The organism is Streptomyces sp. GQ60 (genome assembly GCF_059758875.1).
This window is the reverse complement of the sequence record NZ_JCAXEG010000003.1, coordinates 252,913-265,203: the sequence shown is the minus strand read 5'-3', so window position 1 is coordinate 265,203 and position 12,291 is coordinate 252,913. Positions and strand designations below refer to the sequence as shown.

10 protein-coding genes and 2 pseudogenes are annotated in these 12,291 nt (G+C 74.8%); 7 read left to right on the top strand and 5 right to left on the bottom strand.

From position 1 onward, the window contains the following. Positions 1–65: 65 nt before the first annotated feature. From AC6CKD_RS09875 to AC6CKD_RS09850, 6 genes and pseudogenes are all read left to right on the top strand, one after another. A pseudogene (locus AC6CKD_RS09875) lies at positions 66–1,424 on the top strand ((2Fe-2S)-binding protein); the annotation flags it as partial. 16 nt (positions 1,425–1,440) lie between these two features. Then, on the top strand, positions 1,441–2,652 hold the full coding sequence (locus AC6CKD_RS09870; protein WP_498326564.1) for a xanthine dehydrogenase family protein molybdopterin-binding subunit: 1,212 nt from the start codon (positions 1,441–1,443) through the stop codon (positions 2,650–2,652). Further along, positions 2,649–3,602: an FAD binding domain-containing protein gene (locus tag AC6CKD_RS09865; RefSeq protein ID WP_498326943.1), complete on the top strand. Its 954-nt coding sequence runs from the start codon at positions 2,649–2,651 to the stop codon at positions 3,600–3,602. The genes AC6CKD_RS09870 and AC6CKD_RS09865 overlap by 4 nt, the downstream gene beginning before the upstream one ends. A gap of 182 nt (positions 3,603–3,784) precedes the next feature. Further along, a complete protein-coding gene (locus AC6CKD_RS09860; RefSeq protein ID WP_498326563.1) occupies positions 3,785–4,009 on the top strand; it encodes a hypothetical protein in 225 nt (74 codons plus the stop codon). Then, complete coding sequence (locus tag AC6CKD_RS09855) at positions 4,006–5,145, top strand: hypothetical protein (RefSeq protein ID WP_498326562.1); 1,140 nt, start codon at positions 4,006–4,008, stop codon at positions 5,143–5,145. The genes AC6CKD_RS09860 and AC6CKD_RS09855 overlap by 4 nt, the downstream gene beginning before the upstream one ends. A 209-nt stretch (positions 5,146–5,354) precedes the next feature. Next, the gene (locus AC6CKD_RS09850) at positions 5,355–6,788 is read left to right on the top strand and encodes a DUF1906 domain-containing protein (RefSeq protein WP_498326561.1); all 1,434 of its coding nucleotides are present in this window, start codon (positions 5,355–5,357) and stop codon (positions 6,786–6,788) included. A 21-nt stretch (positions 6,789–6,809) separates the two neighbouring features. Here AC6CKD_RS09850 and AC6CKD_RS09845 read toward each other — a convergent pair whose 3' ends face one another. The 4 genes from AC6CKD_RS09845 to AC6CKD_RS09830 are packed head-to-tail and all read right to left on the bottom strand — an operon-like array spanning position 6,810 to position 10,911. Continuing rightward, entirely contained in the window at positions 6,810–7,331 is a 522-nt protein-coding gene (locus tag AC6CKD_RS09845) for a pyridoxamine 5'-phosphate oxidase family protein (protein WP_498326560.1), read from the bottom strand. Between the two features lie 36 nt (positions 7,332–7,367). Further along, positions 7,368–8,096, bottom strand: a complete 729-nt coding sequence (locus AC6CKD_RS09840; protein ID WP_498326559.1) for a VWA domain-containing protein — start codon at positions 8,094–8,096, stop codon at positions 7,368–7,370. Next, positions 8,093–9,283 (bottom strand): acyl-CoA dehydrogenase family protein, encoded by a 1,191-nt coding sequence (locus AC6CKD_RS09835; protein WP_498326558.1) that lies wholly within the window; start codon positions 9,281–9,283, stop codon positions 8,093–8,095. Before AC6CKD_RS09835 ends, AC6CKD_RS09840 begins: the two co-directional genes overlap by 4 nt. Continuing rightward, on the bottom strand, positions 9,280–10,911 hold the full coding sequence (locus AC6CKD_RS09830) for a FadD3 family acyl-CoA ligase (RefSeq protein ID WP_498326557.1): 1,632 nt from the start codon (positions 10,909–10,911) through the stop codon (positions 9,280–9,282). The genes AC6CKD_RS09835 and AC6CKD_RS09830 overlap by 4 nt, the downstream gene beginning before the upstream one ends. A 98-nt stretch (positions 10,912–11,009) precedes the next feature. Between AC6CKD_RS09830 and AC6CKD_RS09825 the strand changes: the two are divergent. Then, positions 11,010–11,423 (top strand): annotated as a pseudogene (locus AC6CKD_RS09825) (flavin reductase family protein); the annotation flags it as partial. A 47-nt stretch (positions 11,424–11,470) separates the two neighbouring features. On the opposite strand, the gene AC6CKD_RS09820 reads toward AC6CKD_RS09825, so the two are convergent. Continuing rightward, positions 11,471–12,178, bottom strand: coding sequence for a helix-turn-helix transcriptional regulator (locus tag AC6CKD_RS09820; RefSeq protein ID WP_498326556.1), 708 nt, complete (start codon positions 12,176–12,178; stop codon positions 11,471–11,473). Positions 12,179–12,291 lie beyond the last annotated feature (113 nt).

Sequence of the window (12,291 nt, the reverse complement as noted above, 5' to 3'; positions counted from 1 at the left end):
GGGTTATCAAGGGGGGTGAAGGCGAGCCCGGGTGGTGTGGGGGTCGTCGCCCCCACGGTTGAGGAGTGCGTCGCGTGGAGTTCGAGGTCAATGGCGTCCCGTGTGCGGTGGACGTGGACGGTGATCCGGCTGCCGTGGAGGTGGTGCGGGAGCAGTTGGGGCTGACCGGGACCAAGCTCGTCTGCGCCGGCGGGGTGTGCGGGGCGTGCACGATCCAGGTCGACGGTGAGCCGCGGGTGGCATGTCTGACGCCGGCGGCCCGGTTGGCCGGGCGGCGGGTGACGACGGTGGAGGGGCTGGCCGGTCACCCGGTCGGGCGTGCCTTCGCCGGGGAGGACGCCCTTCAGTGCGGCTACTGCACGCCCGGGTTCGTGGTCGAGGCGGCGGCGTTCTTCGAGCGGTGGCGGGCCGCGCACGGGCGGACCAGGCCGGGGCGGGAGGAGATCGCGGAGGCGCTGGCGGGGCACCTGTGCCGGTGCGGCGCCTATGAGGGGATCTTCAGCGCCGTGGCGGCGGCCTGTGCGGGGGAGTACGACGGGGAGGCGGCCGCGGCCGTTCCGCGCGCCGAGGCTCCGGAGAAGGTCGACGGGTCGGCCCGGTACACCACCGATCAGCGGCCCGAGGGGCTGCTGGAGGGGGTGATCATCCGCTCGCCGCACGCGCACGCGCACGTACGGTCCCTGGAGGCCGGAGACCTGGCGCTGGTCCCGCTGCTGCCCCCCGACGGCGTGGTGCGGTACGTCGGCCAGCCCGTGGCGGCGGTCGCCGCGGCGGACCGGGCCTCCGCCCGGGCGGCCGCCGAGCGGGTCGCGGTGGACTACGAGGTGCTGCCGGCCGCCCTCGACGTGGGCCGGGCCCGGGCAGGCGAGGGGCCGCTGGTCTACGAGGACAAGGCGGCGCGGAAGCGGGCGCCCGGGTCCGGTGAGGCCCCGCAGCTGACGCCCGCCCGCTGGCGCGGCAACCGGCGGGGGCCGTCCGCCATGAGCAAGCGGCCCGCCAAGGCCGTGCGCCGCATCATCGAGGCACGGGAGAGCAGCCCCGAGCGGGTGGTCGAGGGCGTGTTCACGACCGCCGCGCAGACCCACACCCCGCTCGAGCCGCACGCCTGCCTGGCCCGGTGGGACGAGGGCACCCTCCACCTGGAGGTGTCCACGCAGTCGGTCAAGCAGGTGGCCGAGCTCGCCGCCGAGCGCTTCGGCGTGCCCCTCGAACGGGTGGTGGCCCGGGCCGTCCACGTCGGGGGCGGTTTCGGCTGCAAGATGGGCCTGACCTCCGACGTCGTCGCCGCGGCGGAGCTGGCCCGGCTGCACGGCGCCCCGGTGCGGGTGGTGCTGGACCGGGACGAGGAGCTCACCGACGGCGGGTACCGGCCCGGCACCCGGATCCGGCTGGCGATGGCCGCGGACGCCGCAGGCGAGCTGAGCGCGCTGGCCATGGGACGTGGACACCGACGGCGGGGTCTCGGTGGGCGGCACCGTCGCGGCGCTGGCCCGGTTCATGTACGGCAAGGCCCCGCGCCGCCTCCGCGACTTCGACACGGTCACCCACCGGCCGCCGGGCGCCCCGTTCCGCGGCCCGGGCGGACCCACGATGTGCTGGGCCCTGGAGCAGGCCGTCGACGAGATGGCCCACAAGCTCGGCCAGGACCCCATCGCCCTGCGCCGCCGCTGGGACGGCAACCCCAAACGCCACGCGCTGTACGACCTGGCGGCGGCCCTCCCGGCCTGGTCGGGCACCCGCGGCGGCACCGGGAGGTTCCGCCGGGGCGTCGGCGTGGCCGCGGCCAACTGGCTGTACTTCCTCGACCCCGGCACCGAGGTCGAGCTCACCGTCGAGGACGGGATCGTCGTCGCCCGCTGCGCCGTGCAGGACATGGGCACGGGTGCGCGCACCGTACTGCGCCGGGCCGTCGCCGAAGGACTCGGCGTACCGGAGGAGAGGGTGCGCTCCGAGGTCGGGCACAGCGACACCGTCCACGGCCCCACCTCCGGCGGCAGCCGCACCACCCCGTCGATCGTGCCCGCCGCCGCGGACGCCGCCGCCCGGCTGCGCGAGGCGCTCGGCGGTGGCGGCCGTCACGGTCACGGGGGCGTGGCCGCCCGGCTGGACGGGGCGAACGGCGTACGGGTCACCGGCCGGCGCACCCGGGACCACCGGGGCTTCGTGACCCCCCTCAACCTGACCATGGGGGGCGTGGCGATCGGCCGCGGCTTCACCGGATCGGTCCAGGTCGCCGAGGTGGAGGTGGACACCCGGCTCGGCCGGATCCGCCCGCTCCGGGTGTGGAGCGGCATCGCCGCGGGCCGCATCCACGAGGACCGCCTCGCCCGGAGCCAGTGCGAGGGCGCCGTCATCCAGGGCGTCGGCTACGCCCTGTTCGAAGAGCGGCGCACCGACCCCGCCACCGGCCGGGTGCTGACCGACAACCTGGAGGACTACCGCATCCCCGGGATCGGAGACACCCCCGAGATCACCGTCCACTTCCACCAGGAGGGCTTCGAGCACGTCCCCGGCGGCGGAGTCGGACTCGGCGAGATCGCCACCCTGCCCACCGCCGCCTGCCTGGCCAACGCGGTCCACGACGCGACCGGCTGGCGCCCGTACGACATGCCCATCCGCCCCGACCGGCTCCTGGAAGGACTGGCTCCGTGAGCACCGACGCCACCCTCACCGACCTCTCGGCCGCCGTCCTGGCCCGCGGCGGAGAGCTGCGCGCAGGCGGCACCGACACCACCGCCCGACAGCGCACCGGCATCTCCCCGGGCCCGTTCACCGACCTCGACGGCGCGGCCGGCCTGCGCGGCTGCACGCAGCTGCCCGGCGGCGGGCTGCGGATCGGCGCGCTGACCACGCTCGCCGACGTTGCCGCCGATCCGCGGGTGCGCTCCGGGTGGCCCGCCCTGTCGGTGTCGGCCGGGACCGCGGCGACCCCGCAGATCCGAGCCGCCGGCACCCTGGGCGGCAACCTGCTCCAGCGCAACCGCTGCTGGTACTACCGCAATCCGCACTTCAGCTGCCTCCAGAAGGGCGGCTCCGGCTGCCCCGCGCGCGAGGGCGATCACCACTTCGGCGTGGTCAGCGGCAACGGTCCGTGCGTCGCCCCGCACCCGTCCACCCTCGCGATGGCCCTGCTCACCTACGACGCCGGAGCCGAGATCCACGGCGAACCGCAGCGCACGGTAGCCGAGTTGTACGGGGACGGCGACCGGCTCCACCAGGTCGACCACCTGCTGGCACCGGAACGCATCCTCACCGCGGTCCTGCTGCCGCCGGCCCTGCCGGGCGAGCGCGCCGCCTGCCACCGGGCCACCAGCCGGGCCCACGGCGAATGGCCCCTGGTCGAGGCCACCGCCCGGCTGGCGCTCGACGGCGCCACCATCACGCACGCGGCCGTCGCGGCGGGCGGGGTGGCGCGGGTTCCGCTGCGGCTGCCGGAGGTGGAAGCGGCCCTGACCGGTCGCGAGGCCACCCCCGAGGTCCTCGCGGCAGCGGCCGCGACGGTACTCGCCCGCTGCCGCCCGCTGCCGCAGACCGGGTACAAGGCCACGCTGTTCCGGGACACCGTGTTGGAGGTGCTGGAACGGGCCGCCGCCGGGGCCTGACCTGACCGGTACGAGGAAGAGGAAGGGGCGGTCGGAGCCGGCACGAGACCGGCTTCGACCGCCCCTCGGCTGCGCGGCCATCGCGCCGGCGCCGGCCTTACCCGCGAGTATTGACTAATAGTCAACACGGCCTCACGCTCGGAGCGAGCCGTCGTGTCGTCTTTGGTGTGGGAGGTCGTCCCGTGCGTACAGATGAGGAAATGGGCCGTTTGAGCGGGGAGTTGGGGGGCGCCCGGCCTCCCGCATCGTTCGCGGAGCTGGACGCCGGGGAGCTCGCGCTGCTCGCCGAGGCGCTCAAGGCGGAGCGGGCGCGTCAGGCCGAGGGCCTGAACCGGGCCGCCGAGGAGGCGCTGGGGCTGGTCCCCGCCCTCGCGCGCGGGGCCGTGCGCAAGGTGCTGTTCCGGTGAGCCGCGCCGAAGTGGAGAAGATCGCCCGGCTGGTGGGCGCGGACGCCGGGGAACTCGGCTTCCTGCGCGGGCTCCCGGACGAGGACGTGCGGGCGTTCCGGGAGCAGGTCAGCGGCGTGCTCAACGACGGCGCACCCGAGATGCTCGACCGGGTCGCCGCCGCGACCAAGCTGGTGCCGGCCGGGGTGGCGGCCGCCATCTCGCAGAAGGCGCTCGGACCCCGGCTGGCCGCCGGCGTGGCCGGCAGGCTGGAGGCGGGCCGGGCCGCCGCCATCATCGAGAAGCTGCCCGTCTCCTTCACCGCCGAGGCCTGCGGACACCTGGACCCCCGGAAGATCTCCGGGATCGTCGACCGGCTCGACGAGGGTCTCGTCGTCCGCATCGCCACCACCCTCGCCGAGAACCGAGACCACCTCACGATGGGCCGGTTCGTCGGCCACATGCGGGACCGGGTGCTCGGCCGGATCCTGGACCAGGTGGACGACGCGGCGGTGCTGCGCGCCGGTTTCTACGTCGACCTGCCCGAGCGGCTGCCCCGGATCCTGGAGCTCATGGGCGACGACCGCCTCGGCGCGGTGGTACGGGCCGCGGCCGCCGAGGGGCTCTGGGAGGAAGCCCTCGGCGTCGCCGCGATGGTCGGCGGTGACCAGCGGTTGCGGATCGCCGAGCTCACCGCCCGCCTCGACGCGGCCGAGCTCGACTCGCTCGTACGGGTGACGCACGCCGAGGGGCTGTGGGAGTCGCTGCTCCCGCTCGTGGCGCTGCTCGGCGAGGAGGACCGGATCGCGGTGGCCCGGCTGGACTCCCTGCGCGACCCGCTCGTGCTGGCCGGCGTGGTACGGGCCGTCGTGGCGACCGCCCTGTGGGGCGCCTTCCTGCCGCTGGTCGGCGTACTGCCGGAGGAGTCGCGCAAGGTGGTGGCCGATGCCGCCGCCGGGCTGGGCGACGCGGAGCTGGAAGGACTCGTGCGCGAGGTCGACAAGCAGGACCTGTGGGAGCTGGTGCTGCCGCTCGTCGAGCTCATGGAGGAGGCGGGGAAGGAACGGATCTTCGCCCTTCCCGCCTTCCAGGAGCAGGAGCAGGAGCAGGAGCAGGAGCAGGAGCAGGAGCAGGAGGCGGAGGCGGAGGCGGAGTAGGGGAGCAGGGGGAGTAGGGGAGGAGCAGTCGGAGCGGGAGTCGCGGGCGGAGGGCGGCGGCCCACCGGCCGAGCAGCGCGAGGAGGACACGGTACGGGAGGGGAGCGAGGGGGTTGTCCGCAGTGCCGTGCGGCCGTCCCGTCAACACGTGACCGCGGGCTCTCGTGCCTCTGCGTAAGCCTGCGGGCCTTCTGGTAACAGTGGGTCACATGCTCCCCTCCCACATGCTGTTGAGCTGCCTGCTGGGCGCCGCGCTGCTCGCTCCCGTCCCCCTCGGGGCCGCCGACGGCCACCCCGCCGACGGCCGGCCCGTCGACTACCGCGGGCTGCGCCTCACCGTCCCCGCCGACTGGCGGGTCGTCGACCTCGACCGGAATCCCGACGCCTGCCTGCGCCTCGACGTGCCCACCCTCTACCTCGGGCACGCCGGCGCCCAGGGCGAGTGCGGAGCCGCCCGCGCCGCCGCCCCCCGCTCCGACACCCTGCACCTGGAGCCGCTCGACGGGGCCCCGCCGCGCGCCGACATCCCCACGGTCGGAGGCGACGAGGGCGACCCCCTCCCCAAGGTCCGGGGCGACAGCAACGAGATCCGCTACGCCCTGCGCCGCGCCGGGGTGATGGCCACCGTCTCCTACGGGTCCACCCCCCAGGCCGTCCGCGCGGTCCTCACCCGGGCCCGCGCCCTCACACCCCCGGCCGCCCCCGGCCCGGTCCCCGTCGATCCGATCGGCGTGGTCGGCGGGGGTCCCCGTACCACCGTCCAGGCGCCCTTCACCGGCGAGGGCTTCGACGCCTGCACGGCCCCCACGCAGCGCACCATGAACGCCTGGCGGACCGACTCGCCCTTCGGAGCCGTCGGCGTCTACATCGGCGGCCGCGCCCGCGCCTGCGCCCAGTCGCAGCTCACCGCCGGATGGGTGAGCCGGCAGGCCGGGGCGGGCTGGCACCTCATGCCGATCTGGGTCGGCCCCCAGCCCTGGAAGAGCTCCTCCACGGGTCTCTCCACCGACCCCTCAGAAGCCAACGAGCAGGGCCGGGCCGAGGCCGAGGGCGCGGCCCACGCGGCCGCGGCCCTGGGCATGGCGGAAGGCACGGTCCTCTACAACGACCTGGAGAACTACACGGACCGGGCCACGTGGGACGCCCCGGTCGTCGCCTACCTCACGGCCTGGACGGTCCGGCTGCACGAACTGGGCTACGGCGCCGCCGCCTACGTCGCGGCGAGCTCCGGGGCCAAGGCGCTGAGCGCCCACTACGCCCAGGCCCCGGACGCCATGCCCGACGTGCTGTGGGTGGCCCGCTGGAACGGCGTGGCCTCCGTCACCGACGCCGACCTGGGGCTGCCCGCAGGTACGAGCCAGTGGACGGGGGGCCGCCGCGCCCACCAGTTCCGCGGGGACCACGACGCCACGTACGGGGGCGTGACGCTCAACATCGACCGGAGCTGGCTGGACGTCGGCGCCCAGACCGCGGCCCCGGCCCCGGTGCCGCAGGTCCCGCAGAAGACCCCGAAGACCCCGAAGGCCTCGGGCAAGGCCCCGGCCAAGACCCCCAAGGCCCCGGCCAAGGCTCCCGCCAACACCCCGGCCAAGGTCCCGGCCCAGGCCCCTAAAGCCCCGGCGAAGACCGTGGGCCGCGCCTAGTCCAGCCCGTCCCGGCCCGGCTCAGCCCGCCGCAGGCTCCTCGCGGGCCGGCTCGTCGTCATTGCCCCGGCGCACGGTGCGCAGTCCGTGCTCCGGGGTCCACGAGCGGACCACCAGGTCGTCGCCCTCGACGCCGACGTGGACCACCTCCGTCAGCTCGGCGCGGAACAGGTCGAAGGGGTGCGGGGTGTCGTTCTCCTCGGCCTCCTCCGCGTACCGGTGGAGCTCGGGCTGTTCCACGATCTCCACCGCCCGCCCGGAGATCCGTACGTCCCCGTCGGGCATCGTCTCGCCCGCACCCGGGTTGGTGTGCAGGGCGAAGCGCGGATCGCGCCGCAGGTCCTTGCCCTTCATCGAGCCCGGCATCATGCCCAGCCACAGCTCGCCGCCGCGGATGTCGACATTCAGCCCGGTCGCGCGGGGCGAGCCGTCCTTGCGCAGGGTCGCCAGGACGTGGTGCGGGAACTGTGCGAAGCGGGCCCGCACGGCCGCCGCGAAGTCGGGTTCCGCCTTTTCGAATACGGCCCAGTTGTTCGTCGTCATACGACCATCAAAGCGCGGGGCACCGACGGCCGCCGGTCAGGCGCGCACGATTCCCGCCGCCCGGGCCGCGGCCAGCCACGCCGGGAACTCCCCGACCAGCCGGTCGTACAACTCCGCGTCCGTGACGGCCCGCGGGTCGGACCCGGCGTGGAAGTAGCCCGCGTTGTCCACCACCCGCTTCTGCGGGACGGGCAGTTCGTCCAGCCGCCGCAGGAAGTCGAACTGCGAGCTGCGCGTGTTGCCGAAGCCGACGAACTGCCAGAAGAGCGGCAGCCGGGCCGCCTTGCACAGGTACTTCTCGGCGGCGAGCTTGTTGATCGGGCCGCCGTCGGTCTGGAAGACCACGAGCGCGGGGAGGACCGACGCCGAGTCCAGGTAGTGGTCGATCACCGCGTCCATCGCCGCGTGGTAGGCCGTCTTGCCCATGTGGCCGAGGCCGGCGGCGATCGCGGAGACTCGTCCCTCGTGGCCGGCCAGGGAGATCTCCTCGACCGCGTCGACCTCGGTGGAGAAGAAGACGACCGGCACGCGGGCATCGCCGTCCAGGTGGGCGGAGAGCCCCAGCACCCGGTCGGCGAGGGCCTGCACGCTGCCGTCGTCGTAGTACGGGCGCATCGAGCCGGAGTAGTCGAGGACCAGGTACACCGCGGCCCGCCCGCCTGCCAGGCCGTGTGCGAGGAGCGAGGTCCCGGCGCTCTTGTACAGGCTCACCAGCGCCGGAGCGGTCTCTTCGATCTTCCGGAGGTCAATCGCGCTGCCGGTCATGGGCCGAGGGTACGGCAGTCCGCGGTCCCCACGCCGTCGTTCGGGAGGAACCCCAGCCGGGCCGCCAGCCGTTCACGGTGTGCGGCGGGGGAGCCGAAGAGCAGGGCCGAGCCGTGTGCCCGCTTGAAGTACTCGTGCGCCTCGTGCTCCCAGGTGATGCCGATGCCGCCGTGCAGCTGGATCATCTCGCCCGCCACGTACGCAAAGGCCTCGGAGCAGGCCGACTTGGCGGCGGCCGCGAGCTCCGGGGCCGCGTCGGCGGCGGCCGCCGCGAGGGCGAGCGAGCGGGCGCCCTCCACCGCGGTGTGCAGGTCGGCGAGCCGGTGCTTGACCGCCTGGAAGGAGCCGATGGGCCGCCCGAACTGCACCCGCTCCTTCGCGTACCGGACCGTCGCCTCCAGCGCCCGTGCCGCCGCGCCCGCCTGCTCGGCGGCGAGCGCCGTACAGGCCAGGTCCCGGACCCGGGCGAGGACCCCGGCGCCGTCGGCCGACAGCAGCCGGGCCGGGGTCCGGTCCAGGGTCAGCTCCGCGAGGGGGCGGGTGCGGTCCATCGTGGACCGTGCGGTGAAGGCCGCCGGTGCGGCGACGAGTTCGAACAGCCCGAGCCGCCCGTGTCCCCGGCCGGGCGTGGTACCGGGTCCGCCGGCCGTGCCCGGGGCCGGGTGCATCCTGGCGAAGGCCAGCAGCAGGGGCGGTTCCGCCGGCCCGGCCAGGACGTACCGCTTGGTTCCCGTGAGCAGCCAGTCGGAGCCCGCCGGCTCGGCCCGGGCCGCGAGCTCGCGGGCCTCCCAGCCCCCGCGCGGGACGCCGGACCCGGGCCCCGTACCGGGTCCGGGTCCAGGGGTCTCCGCCCAGGCCAGGGCGCCGACGAGGGTGCCCTCCGCCAGGTGCGGCAGGTGCTTGGCGCAGGCCTCCCGGTCCCCGGACGCGAGCAGGGCCCCCGCGGTCAGCACCGCCGAGCCCAGGTACGGTACGGGGCTCAGCGCGCGCCCCAGCTCCGCCATGACCACCCCGACTTCCCTCGGCCCGCAGCCGAGCCCGCCGTACTCCTCGGGGACCGCCAGCGCGGCCGCGCCGATCCGCGCCGTCAGCGGAGCCCAGGCCGCGTGGCCGGGGTGCCGGGCCAGGACCGCCCGTACCGCGTCCCGGAGTTCATCCTGCTCGACCGTCGGCTCCAGCGGCCTCACGCCGACTCCCCTCGCGCCGTGCGGCGCAGCTCCGTCTTCAGCAGCTTGCCGCCCGCGTTGCGCGGGAGCTCCTCCAGCCGGGTGAACCGCCGCGGCACCTTGAAGTTGGCCAGCCGTTCCCGGGTCCAGGCGGTCAGCTCCTCGGCGGTGACCGGCCCGGTGGTGACGACGTAGGCCACCCCGACCTCGCCGAGCCGCTCGTCGGGGGCGCCGACGACCGCCGCGTCGGTGATGGCGGGGTGGGTCAGCAGCACGTTCTCCACCTCCGCCGGATAGGCGTTGAACCCGCCGACCACGTACATGTCCTTCAGCCGGTCGGTGATGGCGAGGTAGCCGCGCCCGTCGAGGACGCCGATGTCCCCGGTGCGCAGCCAGCCGCCGGGCAGCACGGCTTCGGCGGTGCTCGCCGGGTCATCCAGGTAGCCGGCGGTGACGTGGTAGCCGCGGACCTGCACCTCGCCGGGCTCCCCGGCGGGCAGCACCGCGCCGAGCGGGTCGGTGATCCGTACCTCGGTGTCCGGCAGCGGCGGGCCGACGGTGTGGGCGAGGGTCCGGGCGTCGGCGTCGGTGGGGCAGACGGAGACGACCCCGCCGGACTCGGTGAGCCCGTACGCGGTGAACACGTCGGGCGCGCCCAGTTCGCCGCGGATCTTTTCGACGAGGGACGCGGGCACCGAGGCGGCTCCGGTGCCGGCCAGGCGCAGCGCGGACAGGTCGTGCGCGGCCCGCGCGGGGTGGCGGATCAGGCCGTGGAAGACGGTCGGCGGGCCCATCAGGCAGGTGACGCGTTCGGCGGCCATGCGGTGCAGGATGCGGTCGGTGTCGTAGACCGCCTCGGGGAGCATGGTGACCCCGCGCAGCAGGCAGGCGAGCACGCCGGCCTTGTAGCCGAAGGTGTGGAAGAAGGGGTTGACCAGCAGGTACCGGTCGCCGGGGCGCAGGGTGACGAGGTCGGACCAGGAGGCGTAGAGCCGGACGGTCTGGCCGTGGGTGGTCATGACGCCCTTGGGGCGGCCGGTGGTGCCGGAGGTGTAGAGGATGTCGCTGAGGTCCTCGGGGCGTACGGCGGCGGCGCGCGCGGCCCGCTCGGCGTCGGGGACGGCCTCGCCGGCGCGCAGGTACGCCTCCCAGGAGAGGGTCCCGGCCGGGCCGTCGGGACCCGCGTCGCCGCCCGCCCCGCGCTCCTCGCGCCCGTCCCGCAGGATCACGATCGAGCCGAGCGCCCCGAGGTCCTCGCCGGAGGCGTGCAGGTCGCGGGCGTAGTCGGTGCCGAGGAACCCGCGCTCGGTGAGCAGGACGCGGGCGCCGCTGCGCCGGATGATGTCGGCGGCCTCGGCGGTCTTGTAGCGGGTGTTGACCGGTACGAGGACGGCTCCGGCGCCGACCGCGCCGAGGGCGGCGGTGATCCACCGGCGGCTGTTCGGGGCCCAGATCGCGACCCGGTCGCCGGGCCGGATGCCGTGGGCGATGGCGGCGCGGGCGGCGGCGGAGATCTCGGCGGCGAGGCGGGCGAAGGTCCACCGGACCTCTCCGTCGGCGAGCGCCTCGCGCTCCCCGTACGCGGCGGCGGCGTACTGGGGGAGCCGGGCGAGCGTGGCGGGTGGCTGCGGCGGGGGTGGTGGTGGCATCGGACCCTCCCTACTTGACGAGCGAGCGTGGGCGGTATCCAATCACAGGTGTTTCGGTTAGGCATATACCTAGTAGACATAATCAAGGGAGGGTTCACATGAGGGAGGAAGTCATGTCCGACATGAAGTCGGTCCTGTCCAGCTTCTGCACCGGCGTCGCCGTCATCGCGGCATGCGGAACCGACGGCCGTCCCGTCGGGATGGCCGTCCAGTCCTTCTCGTCCGTGTCCCTGGACCCGCCGCTCGTCTGCTTCTGCCCGGCGCGCACGTCCAGCACCTGGCCCCGGATCCGGGCGGCCGAGACCTTCGCCGTCAACATCCTCGCCGCCGACCAGCAGGAGCTGTGCCGCCGGTTCGCCGTCACCGGGGGCGACAAGTTCGCCGGGGTCGCCTGGCGGCCCGGCGGCAACGGCGCGCCCCTGCTGGACGGGGTCCTCGCCACCGTCGAATGCGATCTGGAGGCCGTCCTGGACGGCGGCGACCATGCCATCGCGCTGGGCAGGGTCACCGCCCTGACGGCACGCCGCGAGGGCGCGCCGCTGCTCTACTTCCGGCGCACCTACGGGCGCTTGCCGGTCTTGCCCGGCGCCGGGTCCAGGGCTGTGGCCGGCGCCGGGTCCGGGGCCGGGTCCGGGACAGAGCCCGGGACCGACCCCAGGTCCGGGGCCGGGCCGCGCCCGCCCTCCCGCGCAGCGACCTCGGCGAGGTCGTCGAGCATGGCGGCCGCCAGGTCGCGCTCGGAGGCGTAGTACCGCTCCGCCCACTTGAGGGTGAGCGTCGGGTACGCCCACGCGGCCTCTTCCTTGGCTCCGTCCGCGTCGGCCACCGCGCGCCGCCGCATATTCTCCGCGAACTCCTGGTGCTGTACGAGGACTTCGCGCATCTGCTCCGGCTCGAGCAGGTGGCCGAGCCACAGCCGCAGCATCGGCCCGTGCTTGAGCACCGGCGGGTCGACGGGCGCCTCGCGCGCCCAGCGCCGTACGGCCGCCATGCCCTCGCCGGTGATCCGGTACACCCGCTTGTCGCGGGTGCCGGTCTCCTGGGCGACCATCCGCGACGAGGCGTAGCCGGCCTTCTCCAGCCGCTTGAGCTCGCTGTAGATCTGGCTGAAGGACGGGCTCCAGTAGAAGAAGCGCAGCGACCAGTCCGACCACTTCTTCAGGTCGTAACCGGAGAGCTCCTCCCCGAAGGAGAGCAGCCCGAGCACCGCCCAGCTGGTCGCGGGGAGCGTGCGCCCGTTCGTCTCTTCTGCCGCCTCGTTCGTCACGCAGCGCAGTCTACGACCGGTCTTCGTGGTGACCCTTCCCCTGACAAGGCATGACTGCTAGAAGTATTCCTATTCGAAATACATCCCCGACGTGCCGTGCGCAGCGCACGGCT

Bases quoted from the DNA above. Each gene is read 5' to 3' on its own strand.
- AC6CKD_RS09830 (WP_498326557.1), bottom strand. From the start codon at position 10,911: ATGCCACCACCACCCCCGCCGCAGCCACCCGCCACGCTCGCCCGGCTC.
- AC6CKD_RS09850 (WP_498326561.1), top strand. From the start codon at position 5,355: ATGCTCCCCTCCCACATGCTGTTGAGCTGCCTGCTGGGCGCCGCGCTG.
- AC6CKD_RS09845 (WP_498326560.1), bottom strand. From the start codon at position 7,331: ATGACGACGAACAACTGGGCCGTATTCGAAAAGGCGGAACCCGACTTC.
- AC6CKD_RS09840 (WP_498326559.1), bottom strand. From the start codon at position 8,096: ATGACCGGCAGCGCGATTGACCTCCGGAAGATCGAAGAGACCGCTCCG.